The 20,274-nt window shown below is 56.0% G+C and carries 18 protein-coding genes; 4 read left to right on the plus strand and 14 right to left on the minus strand.

Annotated elements, in window-relative coordinates; genetic code table 11:
- Positions 1-222: 222 nt before the first annotated feature.
- From VN114_RS11955 to VN114_RS12020, 14 genes are all read right to left on the minus strand, one after another.
- Positions 223-969, minus strand: a complete 747-nt coding sequence (locus VN114_RS11955; RefSeq protein WP_325515145.1) for a hypothetical protein — start codon at positions 967-969, stop codon at positions 223-225.
- Positions 970-1,009: 40 nt separating this feature from the next.
- Complete coding sequence (gene zapE, locus VN114_RS11960) at positions 1,010-2,107, minus strand: cell division protein ZapE (RefSeq protein WP_325515147.1); 1,098 nt, start codon at positions 2,105-2,107, stop codon at positions 1,010-1,012.
- Between the two features lie 72 nt (positions 2,108-2,179).
- The gene (locus VN114_RS11965) at positions 2,180-2,584 is read right to left on the minus strand and encodes a hypothetical protein (protein ID WP_325515149.1); all 405 of its coding nucleotides are present in this window, start codon (positions 2,582-2,584) and stop codon (positions 2,180-2,182) included.
- A gap of 8 nt (positions 2,585-2,592) precedes the next feature.
- Positions 2,593-4,020: a dihydrolipoyl dehydrogenase gene (gene lpdA, locus VN114_RS11970; protein ID WP_325515151.1), complete on the minus strand. Its 1,428-nt coding sequence runs from the start codon at positions 4,018-4,020 to the stop codon at positions 2,593-2,595.
- Between the two features lie 64 nt (positions 4,021-4,084).
- On the minus strand, positions 4,085-5,347 hold the full coding sequence (gene odhB, locus VN114_RS11975) for a 2-oxoglutarate dehydrogenase complex dihydrolipoyllysine-residue succinyltransferase (RefSeq protein ID WP_325515153.1): 1,263 nt from the start codon (positions 5,345-5,347) through the stop codon (positions 4,085-4,087).
- A 61-nt stretch (positions 5,348-5,408) separates the two neighbouring features.
- Positions 5,409-8,279, minus strand: coding sequence for a 2-oxoglutarate dehydrogenase E1 component (locus VN114_RS11980; RefSeq protein WP_325515190.1), 2,871 nt, complete (start codon positions 8,277-8,279; stop codon positions 5,409-5,411).
- A gap of 251 nt (positions 8,280-8,530) precedes the next feature.
- Positions 8,531-9,841, minus strand: coding sequence for a citrate synthase (gene gltA / locus VN114_RS11985; RefSeq protein ID WP_325515155.1), 1,311 nt, complete (start codon positions 9,839-9,841; stop codon positions 8,531-8,533).
- Positions 9,842-9,898: 57 nt separating this feature from the next.
- Entirely contained in the window at positions 9,899-10,171 is a 273-nt protein-coding gene (locus VN114_RS11990; protein WP_325515157.1) for a succinate dehydrogenase assembly factor 2, read from the minus strand.
- Between the two features lie 95 nt (positions 10,172-10,266).
- Positions 10,267-10,977: a succinate dehydrogenase iron-sulfur subunit gene (locus VN114_RS11995; RefSeq protein WP_325515158.1), complete on the minus strand. Its 711-nt coding sequence runs from the start codon at positions 10,975-10,977 to the stop codon at positions 10,267-10,269.
- 10 nt (positions 10,978-10,987) lie between these two features.
- Positions 10,988-12,766 (minus strand): succinate dehydrogenase flavoprotein subunit, encoded by a 1,779-nt coding sequence (sdhA, locus tag VN114_RS12000; protein ID WP_325515159.1) that lies wholly within the window; start codon positions 12,764-12,766, stop codon positions 10,988-10,990.
- Between the two features lies 1 nt (position 12,767).
- Complete coding sequence (sdhD, locus tag VN114_RS12005) at positions 12,768-13,133, minus strand: succinate dehydrogenase, hydrophobic membrane anchor protein (protein WP_325515161.1); 366 nt, start codon at positions 13,131-13,133, stop codon at positions 12,768-12,770.
- The gene (sdhC, locus tag VN114_RS12010; protein ID WP_325515162.1) at positions 13,133-13,543 is read right to left on the minus strand and encodes a succinate dehydrogenase, cytochrome b556 subunit; all 411 of its coding nucleotides are present in this window, start codon (positions 13,541-13,543) and stop codon (positions 13,133-13,135) included. The genes sdhD and sdhC overlap by 1 nt, the downstream gene beginning before the upstream one ends.
- 120 nt (positions 13,544-13,663) lie before the next feature.
- The gene (locus VN114_RS12015; protein WP_325515164.1) at positions 13,664-14,452 is read right to left on the minus strand and encodes a GntR family transcriptional regulator; all 789 of its coding nucleotides are present in this window, start codon (positions 14,450-14,452) and stop codon (positions 13,664-13,666) included.
- Positions 14,453-14,609: 157 nt separating this feature from the next.
- Positions 14,610-14,756, minus strand: coding sequence for a hypothetical protein (locus VN114_RS12020; protein ID WP_325515166.1), 147 nt, complete (start codon positions 14,754-14,756; stop codon positions 14,610-14,612).
- On the opposite strand from VN114_RS12020, the gene VN114_RS12025 reads away from it, so the two are divergent.
- The 4 genes from VN114_RS12025 (at position 14,755) to acnA (ending at position 20,231) form a co-directional block, all read left to right on the plus strand.
- Positions 14,755-15,744, plus strand: a complete 990-nt coding sequence (locus VN114_RS12025; RefSeq protein WP_325515168.1) for a malate dehydrogenase — start codon at positions 14,755-14,757, stop codon at positions 15,742-15,744. The genes VN114_RS12020 and VN114_RS12025 overlap by 2 nt on opposite strands.
- A gap of 82 nt (positions 15,745-15,826) precedes the next feature.
- On the plus strand, positions 15,827-16,798 hold the full coding sequence (locus tag VN114_RS12030; protein WP_325515192.1) for an HpcH/HpaI aldolase/citrate lyase family protein: 972 nt from the start codon (positions 15,827-15,829) through the stop codon (positions 16,796-16,798).
- Between the two features lie 62 nt (positions 16,799-16,860).
- Entirely contained in the window at positions 16,861-17,364 is a 504-nt protein-coding gene (locus VN114_RS12035) for a hypothetical protein (protein WP_325515170.1), read from the plus strand.
- 128 nt (positions 17,365-17,492) lie between these two features.
- A complete protein-coding gene (acnA, locus tag VN114_RS12040) occupies positions 17,493-20,231 on the plus strand; it encodes an aconitate hydratase AcnA (protein ID WP_325515172.1) in 2,739 nt (912 codons plus the stop codon).
- The last annotated feature ends 43 nt before the right edge of the window (positions 20,232-20,274 follow it).

A 20,274-nucleotide genomic window follows, 5' to 3' on the forward strand; every position in this document is an offset into this window, starting at 1 on the left:
TGGATCGTTTCAACCAAGACAGGAATGACAGACAGACTGCACCACAAGCTCGAATCTCAACGATGGCCGATTATACAGAATAAAACACAAAATTTTGCAATTCATTTGCAGAGTATTTTTTATCGTTGCCGAAACAATGAAAAATCGCAGGCATTATTCGATTGCCAATGTCTTCCAGACAAGCTATTGCGATAAAGAAAACATATTTTCAATTCGCCGCAATCACTTGTCGGAGCTTGGTTCCACTGCATTCTCCTTGGCAGCCTTGCCGGCCTTGAGACGGTCCTTTTCAGCCTTCCGGGCAGCAATTTCCTTCTGTCGTTTTTCTGCTTCTTTTTGCTTTTCCTCATACTTTTCGACATTTGCTGCACGTTCTGCGGCGCCGGATTGCTCCTTTTGCTGCAATTCCTGCTGACGTTTTGCGTGATCCTCGTTTTTCTTCACATACGCCTCGGCGCGAGCCTTGCGTTTTTCGTCAGCCGCGCCGTCGGTTTCAGCAGGCGCAGGCACATCGCCGGTTACAGGTTTGGGAGCAACCAGAATCGGATTTGCTGCATTCTTTGCCGCCCGCTCCCTGGCGGCCTCTTCCAGCTTCCTGTCGCGCTTTTCCACACGTGCATGACGAATATAGGCATTCGCTTCGATCTCGATGGCACGAACAGAGAGCAGGTCCAGACGCTTACGTTCGGCAGCCTTGTTCAGACAGGACGTGGTGAAAAACTTGGGATAGCAAACCTGTTCTTCCGCTGCAAGACGCGCATCCAGTCTGGCACGTGCCGCACTGACGTCCTTCAACGCTTCGTTTGCAGCTTCCGTCGACTGAATCGAATCGGCAGGATAGCGTTGCACCACTTCGTCGATCGTATAAGAGAGCGCATCCTTGCTTTCGTCCGTTGCAGATTGCGCCTGTGCGATTTGCATGCTCAGCAACCAAGGGGCGAGGATCAGCAGTTTCAATGACTTTTTCATAAATTTTCAGATACTTGATTCGTTGCGCAATTCGCGCACATTACAGATTCGGCTTCCCATCATGGCGACGCTCGGCCTCCATGTATTCGACGGACTGCATTTCGATCAGACGCGAAACGGTGCGTTGAAATTCCATCAACTGCGGACCTTCGGCATAAAGCTGATCCATGGGAACAGCCGCAGAAATCAGCAGCTTGATCCGGTGATCGTACAGCACATCCACCAGCCAGATAAAGCGGCGTGCCTCCGACCCCATCGCGGGCGACATGGCAGGAACATCAGACAGAATCACGGTATGGAAGCGACTGGCAATTTCGAGATAATCGTTTTGCGATCTCGGACCGCCGCACAGTGTTGCGAAATCGAACCATATCACACCGCCTGCGCGCCTAAGCGACCGGATGTCCCGTCCTTCGACATGAATTACCGGCTTTTCATCGGTCGTTTCCGCGATCCTTTCGAACGCAATCCGCAACTTGTCATTGGCATCTTTACCTAACGGTGCGTGATAGGCGGTCACCTGAGTCAATGCGCGTTTACGGTAGTCGTTACCACCATCGACGTGCAGGATATCCAGCTTTTCCTTCAGCAACGCGATGGCCGGCAGGATCCGATCGCGATGCAATCCGTCCGGGTATAACGTTTCCGGCTCGAAATTCGAAGTAATGACGAACGACACGCCATGGTTGAACAACGCCCTGAACAGGTTGTACAAAATCATCGCGTCCGCAATGTCTGTCACATGGAATTCATCGAAACAGATCAACCTGTACTTCGCTGCGACATCTGCCGCAACTGCATCGAGTGGATCAGCCACACGTTTCAGTTCATCCAGTTGCCGATGCACACTGCGCATGAATTCGTGAAAATGCACGCGCGTCTTTCTCTTTAGCGGCACGACAGAATAGAAGCTGTCCATAAGGAACGATTTGCCGCGTCCCACACCACCCCACATGTACACGCCGCGCGGCACGACAGGCTGTCGAATCAGGCGAAGAAACAGGTTCCTGCGCTGCACCTTGTATTTCACCCATTCATCGTAGGATTGCTGCAAGCGCGTTACCGCACTTTTTTGCGCAGCATCAGCGACGAAGCCGCGCTGCTGCAACATCTTTTCGTAGAACTCACTGACATTCATGCGTATCGGCCACACCAGAGATAAAAAAACGGGCGAGTCACGCTCGCCCGAAGAAAATATTCGATTAACTCGTCATGACGGCGACATGTTCACCAGAATACGCGGCGGGTAGTTGCCGCCACCGGAACTGACAGGCAAGCTGAATCCCAATCCGACGCCGACGCCACCGCTGCCACCACCCATGCCGACACCGACATTGGAACCGGACGTCTGCCCGATCGGCGGCATGCGCAATTCCGACGTGCGATAGCCGGCCTTGCTGCAGACGACACGCAAATCTCCGCTGGCCGGAATCGTCAGTGTCGCCGGAGACAAGACATTCCAAACGCGCGAACTGGTCTGTACCGTGCAATTGGCGCCACTGAATTCCTGACCGTTGGACGCCGTCACAATCGTCACCTGTTCGTCACCAAAGCCGCTTGCGCAGGCTGTCAGCAACAAGGACAGCAACAATCCTGCTGAAAGTTTGATCGGCATCGCGCTCTCTAGAAATTCAACGAACGTCCATCGACGGCAAGCGCCGCTTCCTTGACGGATTCCGACAAGGATGGATGCGCATGGCAGATACGCGCAATGTCTTCTGACGATGCACGAAACTCCATTGCCACCACGGCTTCCGCAATCAATTCCGACGCCATCGGACCGATGATGTGCACGCCGAGAATTTCGTCGGTCTTTGCATCGGCCAGAAATTTAACAAAGCCGGTCGTGTCGCCCAAGGCACGTGCACGGCCGTTCGCCATGAAGGGAAAACTGCCGCTTTTGTACGCGACATTTTCACTCTTTAATTGCTGTTCCGTCTTGCCGACCCAGGCGATCTCCGGCGAGGTATAGATTACCCAAGGAATCGTGTTGAAATTAACGTGACCGTGCTGCCCTGCGATACGTTCGGCAACGGCAACGCCCTCTTCCTCGGCCTTGTGTGCCAGCATCGGACCGCGCACCACATCGCCCACCGCCCACACGTTCGGCAGACTGGTTTTGCAATCGGCATCCACTGCAACGAAGCCGCGCTCATCGAGTTGCAGACCAACGCCGTCCGCATTCAGGCCGACCGTATTCGGAACACGTCCGATCGAAACGATCAATTTGTCGAATATTGCCTTTTGCGCAGTACCCTTGTCGTCCGTGTAATTGACCGTCACTTCGCTCTTGCCGCTGGTGATCGCGCCGATCTTCACACCGAGATTGATTACCAGTCCCTGCTTTGTGAATTGTTTGTGCGCTTCCTTTGCAACGGCTTCATCGACCGCGCCAAGAAAAGCCGGCAATGCTTCCAGGATCGTGACGTCCGAACCAAGCCTGCGCCAGACGCTGCCCATTTCCAGCCCGATCACGCCGGCGCCGATCAGGCCCAGACGCTTCGGCACGTCGGTCATTGCGAGTGCACCGGTATTCGACAGCACCAGCTTTTCATCGAAATCCACATTCGGCAATGCGCGCGGCGACGAACCGGTCGCAACGATCACATGCTTTGCCGTGATGCTTTCTTCGACGGTGCCGACAATCTTGATCTCATGTCCATCGGTTTCCGATTTGACGAAGGAGCCGCGACCATGAAAAAACGTTACCTTGTTTTTCTTGAACAGATAAAGAATGCCGTCGTTGTTCTGCTTGACGACCGTATCCTTGCGTCCCAGCATCTTCTTCAGATTCAGCGACACGTCCTTGATATCGATACCATGTTCAACGAATGCGTGATTCGCGTGATCGAAATACTCGGACGATTGCAGCAAGGCTTTCGAAGGAATACAGCCGACATTGGTACACGTCCCCCCTGGTGCCGGGCCGCCCTTGGCGTTCTTCCATTCATCGATGCAAGCTGTCGACAATCCCAGCTGCGCTGCACGAATAGCGGCGACATAGCCACCGGGACCGCCACCGATTACCACGACATCAAAATTCTTCGACATATCGTTTTATCCCGTCAAGGTGAAAAGCGCATGCATGCGATGCGTGCGCTTTCACAAGCCATCATCAGAGATCCAGCAGCAGGCGTGCCGGATCTTCCAGTGCTTCCTTCATCGCCACGAGGCCGAGTACCGCTTCGCGACCGTCGATGATGCGATGGTCGTAGGACAAGGCCAGATAGTTGATCGGACGAATCACGATCTGGCCGTTTTCGACAACCGGACGCTCTTTCGTCGCATGAATACCGAGAATTGCCGATTGCGGTGGATTGATGATCGGCGTCGACAGCATGGAACCGAAAATGCCGCCGTTCGAAATCGAGAACGTACCGCCGGACAAATCGTCCAGCGTCAGCTTGCCGTCCTTTGCCTTGGCACCGAATTCACCGATCTTCTTCTCGATATCGGCAATCGACATCTGATCCGCATCGCGCAGAATCGGCACCACCAGACCGCGTGGCGAACCGACCGCGATGCCGATATCAAAATAGCCGTGGTACACGATATCGTTGCCATCGACGGACGCGTTGATGATCGGATACTTCTTCAGTGCCGCAACTGCCGCCTTGACGAAGAAAGACATGAAGCCGAGTTTGACGCCATGTTCCTTTTCGAACTTGTCCTTGTACTTGGTGCGCAGATCGATGACCGGCTGCATGTTGACTTCATTAAATGTCGTCAGGATGGCATTGCTGGATTGCGATTCAAGCAGGCGCTCTGCAATGCGGGCACGCAGGCGACTCATCGGCACACGTTCTTCCGGCCGATCAGTCAGTTGCACGCTGACCGGCGCTGCAACCTGTTGCAGCGCCTGCTTGGGTGCGGCGGACGGCGCTGCAGATTTTTTCCCAAGCTCATTGATCATGTCGCCCTTTGTCACGCGACCATCCTTGCCGGTCCCTGCAACGTCGGTTGCCACAAGATTGTTCTCGGCCAGCATCTTCGCAGCGGCCGGCATTGCGATACCGCTGGCGGAACCGGATGTTGGTGCCTGGCTGGCAGGAGTTGATGTCGGCGTTGCGGGTGCAGCAGCTGCAGTCGTTGCAGCAGGCGCCGCTTTCCCGGAAGTTGCACCGGCCGAAGCGGATTTGTCCGTATCGATCAATGCAATGACTTCACCGGCGACAACCGTGCTGTTGTCTTCCTTGACGATTTGCGTGATGACGCCGGCATCGGGTGCGGGCAGTTCCAGCACGACCTTGTCGGTTTCGATATCGATCAGATTTTCGTCACGCGCGACGGCATCACCTACTTTTTTATGCCATTGCAGCAGGGTTGCCTCTGCAACCGATTCCGACAATTGCGGAACTTTCACCTCAAGAATTGCCATGTAACTCTCCGTTTCGGTTTGTTCATAACGCCGTCCCGGTATTCGAGGCGGCGCAGGGTCGTTATTTCGTTTGTACAAAACCTTTCAGCTTGGCAAACGCCGCTTCAATCAACGCCTTTTGCTGCGCATAGTGCTTGTCGTAATAGCCGACCGCCGGCGACGCGCTGGCCGGACGTCCTGCATAGGCAAGCTTCTGTCCGTCGTCCATGTTTTCCAGAATATTGTGTTGAATCTGGAACCATGCGCCCTGATTTTGCGGCTCGTCCTGCACCCAAACCAGTTCGTTGGAGTTCGAAAATTTCTTGAGTTCACCCGCAAATGCCTTGTGCGGAAACGGATACAGCTGTTCGACGCGAATGATCGCGACGTCATTCTGTCCGCGCTCCTTGCGCGCGGCCACCAGATCGTAATAAACGCGTCCCGAACAGGCGAGAATGCGTTTGACCTTTTTCGGATCGATCGTCTCGTCCACTTCACCGATGACAGTCTGGAACGATCCTTTCGCAAGATCGCTTAAAGGCGAACCGGCGTCCTTGTTGCGCAACAGCGATTTGGGCGTCAGGATTACCAGCGGTTTGCGGAACAGGCGAATCATCTGTCGGCGCAACAAGTGAAAAATCTGTGCCGCCGTGGTCGGCTGTACCACCTGCATGTTGTTGTCTGCGCACAGTTGTAAAAAACGCTCGGGCCGTGCCGACGAGTGTTCCGGACCCTGTCCTTCATAGCCGTGCGGCAGCATCATCACCAAACCGGAAACACGGCCCCATTTCACTTCTCCGGAACTGATGAACTGATCGATCACAACCTGCGCGCCGTTGACGAAATCGCCGAACTGCGCCTCCCAGATCGCCAGGGTATTCGGATCGGCCGTTGAATAACCGTATTCATAGGCCAGCACCGCTTCTTCCGACAGCACGGAATCGATCACGCGGAACCAGCCTTGCTGGTCGGAGACATTCTGCAAAGGCACATAAGTCCCCGCATCCCACTTTTCACGATTCTGATCGTGCAGGACGGCGTGACGATGGACAAACGTACCGCGCCCAGAATCCTGGCCTGTCAGGCGCACCGCGTATCCGGAACTCACCAATGTCGCATAGGCAAGATGCTCACCCATGCCCCAGTCGAGATTCATTTCACCACGTCCCATCGCGGCACGATCGGCCAGTACTTTCTCCACCAGCGGATGTACCTTGAAGTTCTCGGGAACGGTCGTGATGCGTGCAGATAAACGCTTCAGCTCCGCCAGCGGTACTGCGGTGTCGGCGGCATCGGTCCACTTGCGGTTGAGGAACGGCATCCAGTCGACCGCGTATTTGCTCTTGAAATTGGAAATGACCGGATCGACCGTGTGCTTGCCGGCATCCATCGCATCGCGATAAGCCTTGACCATTTCCTCGCCCTGATCCGCGTCGATCACACCTTGCGTGGACAACTTGTCTGCGTACAGCTTGCGTGTCCCGGGATGCTGCGCGATTTTCTTGTACATCAGCGGTTGCGTCAGCGCCGGCGTGTCCTGCTCGTTGTGACCTAGCTTGCGATAGCAGACGATATCGACAACGATGTCCTTCTTGAATTCGAGCCGGTAATCAAGCGCAATCTGCGCCGCAAACACAACCGCTTCCGGATCGTCGCCGTTGACGTGCAGTACCGGCGCTTCGATCATCTTGGCCACATCGGTGCAGTACAGCGTCGAGCGAGAATCACGTGGATCGGATGTGGTAAAACCGATCTGGTTGTTGATGATGATGTGAACGGTGCCGCCCGTCCCGTAACCACGCGTTTGCGCCAGGTTCAGGGTTTCCATGATGACGCCCTGACCGGCAAATGCCGCATCGCCATGAATCAGGATTGGCAGCACCTGTTGCGAAGGATCGTTGTTGACGTCGTTGTTGCCGCGTCGCTCGATACGCGCACGTACCGACCCCTCCACCACCGGATTGACGATTTCGAGATGTGACGGATTGAACGCCAGCGACAGATGAATCGGCCCACCCGGTGTACTGATATCGGATGAAAATCCCTGGTGATACTTGACGTCACCCGACGGCAAATCATCAACGTGGCGTCCCTCGAATTCGGCAAACAATTCCTGCGGCGTCTTGCCGAGGATGTTGACCAGCACATTCAAGCGGCCGCGATGCGCCATGCCGATCACGATTTCCTGCACGCCTCGTTCGCCGCTGCGCTGCACCACTTCATCCAGCGCCGCGATGAAGCTTTCACTGCCTTCCAGCGAAAAACGTTTCTGTCCGACGTACTTGGTGTGCAGATAACGCTCCAGGCCTTCTGCCGCGGTCAGTCGCTCCAGAATATGTTTTTTCTTTTCGGCGGAAAATGTCGGTGCCGAACGGATGGATTCGAACTTTTCCTGCAACCACAATTTCGGTTTCGGATCGCTGATGTACATGAACTCTGGTCCGATCGACCGGCAGTACGTATCGCGCAGTGCGTTCAGCAAATCGCGCAGCGAGGCCGTCTCCGTCCCGAAATGCGTATTGCTGATATTGAACACGATGTCCATGTCGGCATCGGTAAAACCATAGAATGCCGGTTCCAGCGCCTGAATCGGCGGACGCTCCTGCCGTTGCAGCGGATCGAGATTGGCCCAGTTGTTACCCAGTACGCGATATGCAGCGATCAGCTGCGTGACAGCGACGCGCTTGCGTCCCATCTCGACATCTTCGGACGCGGTAACGGTGCGGATCGGGCCATGCTTGGCGCGTTCGGCGAAGGAAGCGATAACGGATGCATGCGTGACGTCCGGTCGCGTCGAGCCATCGACGGCAGGAACATGCTGCATGGAATCGAAATAGGAACGCCAGTTGTCGGGGACGGAACCGGGATTATCGAGATACGCTTCGTACAATTCTTCCACGTACGGCGCATTCCCTCCAAACAGATAGGAGGTGGAAACCGACTGCTGCATCATCTTGCTCACCTTTCTTCGCGTCTTCGCGAGATTAGCGGGTTATTCAACCTTCCGCGACACGGCCTGACCGGTTAGCGGATTGCACATCAAGTTGTGGGGAAGGACTTTACTCTATAGCGTGAATTGATAGTGAAAACCAGAATAGCATAACTGCACATGTTGCGAGAGACGGCGAAAAGCGCAACGCTTCGATGCACTTTCCGCCTTTTTTCTTACACCAGCATTACTTGCGCCGAATTACCTGCAATGAATTACTTGCGCTTGGAAATTTCGACGACGTCGCGGGTAGTCTGACCGATGAACAACTGACGTGGACGACCGATCTTTTGTTCCGGATCCGAAATCATTTCGTTCCATTGAGCAACCCAGCCGACAGTGCGCGCCATCGCAAAAATACCGGTAAACAGCGAAACCGGAATGCCCAGCGCCGATTGCACGATGCCCGAGTAGAAGTCGACATTCGGGTACAACTTGCGCGACACGAAGTATTCATCTTCCAGTGCGATGCGTTCGAGTTCCATTGCCAGCTTGAACAACGGATCGTCATGCAGACCCAGTTCATTCAGGACTTCGTGGCAGGTTTCACGCATCAGCTTGGCGCGTGGGTCGAAGTTCTTGTACACGCGATGACCGAAGCCCATCAGCTTGAAGCCCGAATTCTTGTCCTTGGCTTTTGCCAGGAATTCCGGAATGCGGTCGACCGTGCCGATTTCCTTCAGCATGTTCAATGCGGCTTCGTTCGCACCGCCGTGTGCAGGGCCCCACAGACAGGCGATACCGGCTGCGATACACGCAAATGGATTTGCGCCCGACGAACCGGACAGACGTACGGTCGAGGTCGATGCATTCTGCTCGTGATCGGCATGCAGAATCAGGATACGATCCAGCGCGCGTACCAGCACGTCATTGATCTTGTACTCTTCGCTCGGCGTCGAGAACATCATGTGCATGAAGTTCGCGCTGTACGACAGATCGTTGCGTGGATAAACGAATGGATGGCCGATCGAATACTTGTACGACATCGCCACCAGCGTCGGCATCTTCGCGATCAGGCGAATTGCAGAAACTTCGCGGTGATGCGGATCGTTGATGTCCAGCGAATCATGATAGAACGATGCCAGCGCACCGACAGTGCCAACCAGCACCGACATCGGATGCGCATCACGGCGGAAACCGCGGAAGAAGAATTGCATCTGCTCGTGCAACATCGTGTGTTTGCTGACCGTGTTGACGAATTCCTTCTTCTGGGCAGCAGTCGGCAGTTCGCCTTTCAGCAGCAGATAGCTGGTTTCCAGGAAGTCGCAATTGACAGCCAATTGCTCGATCGGATAACCGCGATACAGCAGTTCGCCCTTGTCACCGTCGATATAGGTAATGGTCGAATCGCACGACGCGGTCGACATGAAGCCCGGGTCGTACGTGAACTTGCCGCTGGTGCCGTACAGCTTGCGGATATCGATGACATCTGGACCAATGGTTCCCTTGTAGATCGGCAACTCCACGGATGGCGAGCCGTCGGAAAACGACAGCGTGGCTTTGGCGTCAGATTGTGAGTGAGGCATGGCTCTTCCTTCTAGTAACGTAGGATTCAATCCCAATTTAAAAACCTTCGAGGCGCGCTAGATTGCACGCATTCTTGCCAACAGTGCCCGGACTTGAGGCAGATCGCTCTCGCCTTCCGGTTCATTCCGCGCAAGCAGCAAGTTCAGCAAATCGTTGTCCGGCAGTTCCATCAATATTGAAAAGGCTTCCACCTCTTCATCCGTCATCGTTTCCTCGTGCGCATCCAGAAAACGTGTGATGATCAAATCATTTTCAAGCAGGCCGCGACGTCCCCGCCATCTAAGGCGCGCACGCTTCACCGGATCTGCCTGATGGGTCGTCAGCGACATGGCATCCACCTTCTGCATTTTTCCATGTCATTTCCTGCGAAGAAAAGAATGGTAGCGAAGCATGCTCAGCGCATGTAATTCGCCGAATCCAGCGCCTAGACTGCCCGACGCACCATCAATTCCTTGATTTTGCCGATCGCGCGGGTCGGGTTCAGTCCTTTCGGACATACGTCCACGCAATTCATGATCGTATGGCACCGGAAGAGCCGATATGGATCTTCCAGATTATCCAGACGTTCGCCGGTTGCATGATCCCTGCTGTCGGCGATGAAGCGGTATGCCTGCAACAACCCTGCCGGCCCGACAAACTTGTCAGGATTCCACCAAAACGACGGGCATGACGTCGAGCAGCAGGCACATAGTATACATTCGTACAGGCCATCGAGCTCTTCACGCTCGGTTGGCGTCTGCAGGCGCTCCTTCTCGGGCGCAATTGTATCGTTAATCAGGAACGGCTTGATCGAATCGTACTGCTTGAAGAATTGCGTCATGTCCACGATCAGGTCGCGGATCACCGGCAGGCCGGGCAACGGCCGCAGCACGATCGGTTCGGTCAGTTCGTTCAGATTGGTGATACAGGCCAGGCCGTTCTTGCCGTTGATGTTCATTGCATCCGAGCCGCACACGCCTTCACGGCACGAGCGGCGCAACGATAGCGAGTCGTCAACGTTGGCCTTGATACGCTGCAAGGCATCGAGCAGCATCTTGTCGTGCGGGTGCAGTTCGACCGTCACGTCCTGCATGTACGGCTTCGCATCCTTGTCCGGATCGTAGCGGTAAATCTGTAGTCTGATTGTCCGTGCCATGTCTTTGACCTTAGAAAGTACGTGGTTTCGGCTTGAAAGTGTCGACCGTCAGCGGTTGCGTGACGACCGGCTTGTATTCGAGACGATTGCCTTCGGAAAAATACAGCGAATGCTTCAGCCAGTTTACGTCGTCGCGCTGTTCGTAATCGCGATGGGCATGCGCACCGCGTGATTCCTTGCGGGCGGCGGCAGCGTGAATGGTGGCCTTGGCAGTTTCGATCAAATTGTCCAGTTCCAATGCCTCGATACGCGCGGTGTTGAATACCTTGGACTTGTCCTTGAACGACACATGCTTGCGACGCTCATCCAGTTCCATGATTTTCTTGACGCCGGTCTGCAGCAATTCGTCGGTGCGGAACACACCGCAATATTGCTGCATCGTCGAGCGGATATCGTTGGCGACGTCCTGCACGCGCTCGGAACCGGTATTGCTTTCCAGCTTTGCCAGTCGTGACAGCGCCAGATCGGCAGCATCGGCCGGCAGTGGAATGTGTTCACGCCGCGTCAGATTGCTGCGCACGATGTGATTGCCTGCGGCACGACCGAACACCAGTAGATCAAGCAGCGAATTGGTGCCGAGACGATTGGCACCGTGCACCGAAACGCAGGCGCATTCGCCGATCGCATACAAACCGTTGATCACCGAATTCGGATTGCCGTTGCGCGGCGCTACCACCTGCCCGTGAATATTGGTCGGGATACCGCCCATCTGATAGTGAATCGTCGGCACCACCGGAATCGGTTCGCGCGTCGCATCGACGTTCGCAAACTTGTGCGCGATTTCCAGAATCGATGGCAGACGACGTCGGATCGTGTCGGCGCCGATGTGACGCAAATCGAGCAGCACGTGATCCTTGTGCGGACCGACGCCGCGACCTTCCTTGATTTCCTGATCCATCGAGCGCGATACGAAGTCACGCGGCGCCAGATCCTTCAACGTCGGTGCATAACGCTCCATGAAACGTTCGCCGTTGCTGTTGACAAGAATACCGCCCTCGCCGCGCACGCCTTCGGTGATCAGCACGCCCGCACCGGCCACACCGGTCGGATGGAACTGCCAGAATTCCATGTCTTCCAGCGGCAGGCCGGCACGCGCCGCCATGCCCATGCCATCGCCGGTATTGATGAACGCATTGGTTGATGCCGCCCAGATGCGCCCTGCACCGCCGGTTGCCAGCAATGTGGTTTTCGCCTGCAGGATCATGACTTCGCCGGTTTCCATCTCCAGCGCGACGACACCGATCACGTCACCATCCGCGTCGCGCATCAGGTCGATCGCCATCCATTCAACGAAGAAATGCGTGTGCGCGCGAACATTGCGCTGATACAGCGTATGCAACATTGCGTGACCGGTACGATCGGCGGCGGCACAGGCACGCTGCACCGGCTTCTCGCCGAAATTCGCGGTGTGTCCGCCGAACGGACGCTGATAAATGGTGCCGTCCGCATTGCGATCGAACGGCATACCGAAATGTTCGAGTTCGTAGACAACCTTGGGCGCTTCGCGGCACATGAATTCGATCGCATCCTGGTCACCCAGATAATCCGAGCCCTTGATGGTATCGAACATGTGCCAGTACCAGTTGTCCTCGGCCATGTTTCCGAGCGACGCACCGATACCGCCCTGTGCCGCTACCGTATGCGAACGTGTCGGGAAAACCTTCGACAGCACCGCAACGCTCAGCCCTGCTTCGGCAAGCTGCAGCGATGCACGCATGCCGGAACCGCCGGCACCGACGATGATGGCGTCGAAATGTCGAACCGGAACACTCGATTTGATTGCTGCCACGTTAGGCTCTCCAAAGAATCTGCGCGGCCCAGCCGGCGCATGCGACAAGCCACACAACCGTCGCGACTTCCAGCGCGAGACGGATCGAAACCGGTTTGATGTAATCCATCCAGATATCGCGCATGCCAACCCATGCGTGATAGAACAAGGCGAGGAATGTGACGAACGTCAGCATCTTGAACCACTGCTGCGCGAACAATCCGGCCCAGCCTTCGTAGCTGAAATCGCCGGCGATCAGAAAGGTGACCAGCAATACCAGCGTGTAGAAAACGATGACGATCGCGGTGATGCGCTGCGCGAGCCAGTCCTTCAGTCCGTAGTGCGCACCGACGACGAGCCGATGCGGTCCGATATTGTCATTTGCCATCAGAATGCTCCAAACAGTTTGAGGGCGACAATCAGCGTCAGCGGCAGGCTGATCGCGAAGACGATGACGGACGATTTTCTGGCCTTGTCCTTGTCCAGCCCGATATGGATATCCATCAACAGATAGCGGATGCCGGCACAAAGGTGATGCAGGTAGGCCCACGATAACGCAAGGATCAGCAATTTGACGAACCAGTGCGACGCAATGCCCTTGAAGTATTCAAACGAGATTTCTGACATCAGGCTCTTGTCCAGCATCAGCAGGACAAACGGCAGCAACAGAAACATCAGTGCGCCGCTGACCCGATGCAAAATCGACAGGAAACCGGCCAATGGAAGGCGATAACGTGCAATATCGACGATATTGATATTGCGGAATTGCGGCTTGCCGGTTTTGACTGGCTCAGACATGGTGTGATTTTCCCGAATGAGATGAACATGCAATTTTCACCGATTTTGAAATACCGCACCATTCAATTTTCGTGACATTCCCGATGCAAGGAAAATTTTTCATCGAAAGATTTTTCATCGTCAGCTCAATTCGTTTTCATAGTGATGGCCGTTCGTCACATACAAGGACCGGCGCACTTCAACCGGCTTGTCACTATAAGTAAACGACAGTCGGTTCACGCTGAGCAGCGGCGTATTGACCGCAATGCCGAGCAACTCGGCAGCATGCGCATCGGCCGCAACTGCACGAATATTTTCAACTGCGCGAATCATTTGCGTACCGAATTCGGTTTCCAGCAACGCGTACATCGGGCCCTTGTACTGCAACATGCGCTCGACCGACAAGCCCTTGAACAACATGCCCGGCAACCAGAGTTCTTCCAGAATGGTAGGCGCGCCGTCAAACGACTGCATGCGCTTCATGAAGACGACCGAATCGCCGGTCTTGATGTCGAGTTGACGCGCGATATCCGCCGACGCACGGAGGCGCTTGGCTTCAATGATGACGTTATCGGGATACTGGGCGTCGCCGACATCAGGCTTCAGACGCAAAAAACGGAACTGCGCACGCGCTTCCTGATGGGTGGCGACAAACGTGCCCTTGCCTTGCCGGCGTACGACGAGATTTTCAGCAGCCAGTTCGTCGATGGCTTTACGTACGGTTCCCTGGCTGACCTTGAAGCGCGCCGCCAGTTCCATTTCGCTCGGAATCAGCTCGCCGGCACGCCACTCGCCTGACTGCAGGTTCTGCATGATCAGTGTCTTGATTTGCTGATAAAGAGGACTGAAAGTCGGCGAAGAACCGGGCGCCGCAGTCCCTGCCGAAGGAGGCGCCGCGTTACTCGACGATGAAGACTGGGCGGAGGTCATGGAACGGATTTCACCACAAAAAGCGTTATCCGTCCAGCAAAACTCTCAATTAATATGTCTTATATAAGACATAAGATACATATTGACAGCAATACATCCAGCCACTACACTCGCGGCACGATCAATCTCGCCGCACAGCACGAGTCGCAACCCCCAGTCATTCGGCAAGCTCATGCAATGCCGCAGGACAAACCAGACGAGTTGTCCGCTGACTTCCTTGGTATTCGACTGTATCATTGCGCGACGCGAATTTTTTCCCGAAATCCGCATCATCGATTTCATCATTCTCTTGGAGATTCAACATGGCTAAAGCCCCCATGCGTGTTGCCGTTACCGGCGCCGCCGGCCAGATCGGCTACTCGCTTCTTTTCCGTATCGCCAACGGCGACATGCTGGGCAAAGACCAGCCGGTGATCCTGCAACTGCTGGAAATCGCCGACGAAAAAGCACAGAAAGCGCTGAAAGGCGTGATGATGGAAATCGACGATTGCGCATTCCCGCTGCTGGCCGGCATGACCGCGCACAGCGATGCGATGACTGCATTCAAGGATGCCGACGTTGCCCTGCTGGTCGGCGCACGTCCGCGCGGCCCTGGCATGGAACGCAAGGATCTGCTCGAAGCCAACGCACAGATCTTCACGGTACAAGGCAAGGCGCTCGACGCCGTCGCGTCGCGCAATGTCAAGGTGCTGGTTGTCGGCAACCCTGCCAACACCAATGCCTACATCGCGATGAAATCGGCGCCTAGCCTGCCAGCCAAGAACTTCACCGCCATGCTGCGCCTGGATCACAACCGCGCGCTGTCGCAAGTCGCGGCAAAGACCGGCAAGCCAGTTACGGCCATTGAAAAACTCTGCGTCTGGGGCAACCACTCGCCGACGATGTATCCGGATTACCGCTTCGCCACGATCGATGGCAAATCGGTCAAGGAAGCCATCAACGATGACGTCTGGAACAAGGACGTCTTCCTGCCGACCGTCGGCAAACGCGGCGCCGCCATCATCGATGCGCGCGGCCTGTCGTCGGCGGCCTCGGCTGCCAATGCAGCAATCGATCACGTGCGTGACTGGGTGCTCGGTACCAACGGCAAATGGACCACGATGGGCATTCCATCCGATGGTTCCTACGGCATTCCGAAAGACACGATCTTCGGTTTCCCGGTCACCACCGAAAATGGCGAATACAAGATCGTGCAAGGTCTGGATATCGATGCATTCTCGCAAGAGCGCATCAACCTGACCCTGAAGGAACTGCTAGAAGAACGCGAAGGCGTCAAACACCTGCTCGCTTGATGTCCTGACGATGAATGGGCAGGCTCGCATGTCCATTCATCACCCCAGCCAGCCTGAATGCAAGCCACATAACACGCCTCACATGCGCCCTTCCGAAGTCCTTTTTCAAGGCACGTGCCCGCCGGTTTCCATTCCGGCATGCGATCACTATGCCGGCTCCGAAAAGCTGATGCGCAAATCGCTGGCGCTGCAACATGAACTGGGACCGGTGTTCGACATTACCTTCGATTGCGAAGACGGCGCCGCCCACGGCAACGAGGAGGCGCATGCCCATATGCTGGGCGCACTAATTGCCAGTGACGACAATCGCTTCGGTCGCATCGGCGCGCGTGTACATGACGTCACCAGCGCATTCTTCGAGCAGGACATTGCCATCATCCTGCAACACGCCGCGCAGAAAATCGCCTATCTGGTCGTCCCGAAAGTCGAAAGCGTGATTGACGTGAGAAATGCAGTTGCCCTGATCAATCAGCATGCAAAAAAACAGGGCCGCGACAATCTTCCCGTGCACGTTCTGATCGAGACGCACGGGGCGCTGGCCGACGTGCATGACATCGCGGTGTTGCCGCAGGTGGAATGCCTGTCGTTCGGCGTGATGGATTTCGTTTCCGCTCACTACGGCGCCATTCCCGGAAACGCCATGCGTTCGCCCGGCCAGTTCACGCATCCGCTGGTCATGCGCGCCAAACTGGAAATCGCGGCAGCCTGCCATGCTCACGGAAAAACGCCGTCGCACAACGTCACGACGGAAATCGCCGATACCGCCATCGTTGCCGACGACGCACGTCGCGCCGCCGATGAATGCGGCTACACACGGATGTGGAGCATTCATCCAAACCAGATTCGCCCCATTCTCGCCTCCTTTGCTCCGCAGCTTTCTGAAGTAAACGAAGCGACTGCAATCCTGTCGCAAGCCCAGGCGGTGAAATGGGGTCCGATACAACACGACGGCAAACTGCACGACCGCGCCAGTTATCGTTATTACTGGACGATCCTGCAGCGTGCCCGGACCAGCGGCATGGCATTGCCTGCGGCCGCACAAACAATTTTATGAATCCTTCTGTCCGGACAAGCAATATTCGGACAGAATCACCAAAAACCAATGGAGATTCCCGCATGAACAAACTGCTCTGCACCCTTCTGCTGATCGGCATGTCGTCCGTACCCGCCTTCGCACAATCGACGCCCCCGGCGCCAACAGCAAAAAAGGAAGCCGCGAAAAAACCGGTGAAGAAAACCGTCAAGAAAGCTGCCCCTGCGGCGGCGGCAGCGGCTGGTGGCGCACTGGTTGCCGATGAAAACGAAGAAGACCTCGGCGAAGCCAATATCGAAGGCTCGACCGTGACCGACTATCAATGCGAACTCGGCAACAAGATCACGACGTACACGAACGAAGCCGACGACAAGTACATGGCGATCCGCTGGAAGAATTCTGTGCATCGCCTGCGCCGCGTCGGCACCAGTACCGGCGCCAACCGTTTCGAGAATCGCAAATACGGCCTGGTCTGGATCAACATTCCATCGAAAGCGATGCTGCTCGATTCCCGCAAAGGCCAGCAACTGGCAAACGAATGCCGCAATGCGGAACAGCAAAAGGCATTCGCGGCAAAGCGTGGATAAATGTGGATAGACGTGGATAAGCATCGTCTTGCGTCGTCCTTCCCGATGATTACGATGCTGCACCAACCACAGAAGCACGCCGTTTAACGTATCAGCTATTCAGCACCATTCAGCATTAAGGAGAAATCATGTCGCGCAACTCATTGGATACGCTCAAGGAATTCACTATTTCGGGAGCCCGCAAAGGCGCGTTTTACTCGTTGCCGGCTCTGGGCAAGAAACTGGGCGTGGATGTCTCCCGCCTACCGGTATCGATCCGCATCGTGCTGGAATCCGTGCTGCGCAATTGCGACGGCAAGAAGGTCACCGACGAACACGTGCGCCAGCTTGCGAGCTGGGCACCGAACGCCGCACGCACCGACGAAATCCCCTTCATCGTCGCACGCGTCGTGCTGCAGGATTTTACCGGTGTGCCATTGCTGGCCGATCTGGCTGCGATGCGCAATGTCGCCGGCAAACTGGGCAAGAATCCGAAAAATATCGAACCGCTGGTGCCGGTCGATCTCGTCGTCGATCACTCGGTGCAGATCGATCATTTCCGCGAAAAAAATGCGCTCGACCTCAACATGAAGCTGGAATTCAAGCGCAACAACGAACGCTACCAGTTCATGAAATGGGGCATGCAAGCCTTCGACACGTTCGGCGTCGTGCCGCCGGGCTTCGGCCTCGTGCACCAGGTCAACCTCGAATATCTTGCCCGCGGCGTGCATCAACGCAATGACGGCGGCAAGACCGATGTCTACTATCCGGACACACTGGTCGGCACCGATTCGCATACCACCATGATCAACGGTATCGGCGTGGTCGGCTGGGGCGTCGGCGGCATCGAGGCGGAAGCCGGCATGCTGGGTCAACCGGTTTACTTCCTGACACCGGACGTGGTCGGCGTCAACCTGACCGGCGCATTGCGCGGCGGCGTGACCGCGACCGATCTGGTGCTGACGATTACCGAACTGCTGCGCAAGGAAAAAGTCGTCGGCAAGTTCGTCGAATTCTTCGGCGAAGGCACCGAATCACTGTCGCTGACCGACCGTGCAACGATCGCCAACATGGCGCCCGAATACGGCGCGACGATGGGCTTCTTCCCGGTCGACGATGCCACCATCGATTACTTCAAGGGTACCGGCCGCACGAAAGAGGAGATCGATGCGTTCGCGGCTTATTTCAAGGCGCAGAATCTGTACGGTGTGCCGAAATCCGGCGAGATCGACTACACGCATGTCGTCGCACTCGACCTCGGTTCGGTTGCACCGTCGCTGGCCGGTCCGAAACGCCCACAGGATCGTATCGAGATCGGCCACGTCAAGCAGCAGTTCGCCGACCTGTTCGTCAAGCCGGTCGCCGAAAACGGCTTCAACAAGAAAGCCGAAGATCTGAACACCAGCTACACGAATGCCGACGGCGTCGCCGTCAAGAACGGCGACATCCTGATCGCTGCCATCACCTCGTGCACGAACACGTCCAATCCGAGCGTATTGCTGACCGCCGGCCTGCTGGCGAAGAAAGCAGTCGAAGCAGGCCTGGAAGTCGCTCCGCACATCAAGACGTCGCTCGCGCCGGGTTCGCGCATCGTCACGCAGTATCTGGAAGAAGCCGGCCTGCTCTCCTATCTCGAAAAACTCGGCTTCGGCCTGACGGCGTACGGTTGCACGACCTGCATCGGTAACGCAGGTGATCTGACGCCGGCGATGAACGAAGCCATCACGAAGAACGATCTGGTGGCTGCCGCTGTATTGTCCGGCAACCGCAACTTCGAAGCGCGCATTCATCCGAACATCCGCGCCAACTTCCTCGCATCACCACCACTCGTCGTCGCCTACGCGATTGCCGGCACGGTCACACGCGATCTGATGACCGAACCGGTCGGTCGCGGCAAAGGCAAGGATGGCAAACCGCGCGACATCTATCTGGGCGACATCTGGCCGACGTCGCAGGAAGTCGAGAAGCTGATGAAGTACGCGATGAATGCGAAGAACTTCAAGGACAACTACGCACAGGTCAAAACCAAACCCGGCAAGCTGTGGGAAGGCATCACGGGCGTCGCCGAAGGCCAGGTCTACAACTGGCCGGAATCGACCTATATCGCGGAACCGCCGTTCTTTGCCGACTTCACAATGGAGCCAAAGGCGGCCGCAACCTCGATCAAGGGCGCGCGCGCGCTCGGCGTGTTCGGCGACTCGATCACGACCGACCACATCTCCCCTGCCGGTTCGATCAAGGACAGCAGCCCGGCGGGCAAATGGCTGACAGAACACGGCGTATTGAAGGCCGACTTCAACTCGTATGGTTCACGCCGCGGCAATCACGAAATCATGATGCGTGGCACCTTCGCCAACGTGCGTATCAAGAATCTGATGATTCCACTGAAGCCTGATGGCTCGCGCGTTGAAGGCGGCATCACCCGATTCCAGCCGAGCGGCGAAGAAATGTCGATCTACGATGCCGCGATGCGTTATCAGAACGCGGGCACGCCGACGATGGTGTTTGCGGGTGAAGAATATGGCACCGGCTCTTCGCGCGACTGGGCTGCAAAAGGTACGCAACTACTGGGCGTAAAAGCCGTCATCGCGCGTTCGTACGAACGTATCCATCGTTCCAACCTGGTTGGCATGGGCGTGCTGCCGCTGCAGTTCATTGGCGACGACAGCGTCACAACACTCGGCATCAACGGGGATGAAACGTTTGACCTGAAAGGCCTGGAAGGCACAATCGTGCCACAGCAGGAAGTCACGCTGGTCATCCATCGCAACAACGGCAAAACGCAAGAAGTCAAGGTGTTGCTGCGTATCGATACGCCGATCGAAGTCGATTACTACAAGCACGGCGGCATTCTGCCATTCGTGCTGCGTCAGTTGCTGGCCGCATAGTCGTCGTTGTGCAGCACATCCGTCAGGATGTGCGAACAGCAGT

Source organism: Oxalicibacterium sp., assembly GCF_035565035.1.
In the GTDB taxonomy this organism is placed as follows: Bacteria; Pseudomonadota; Gammaproteobacteria; order Burkholderiales; family Burkholderiaceae_D; genus Oxalicibacterium.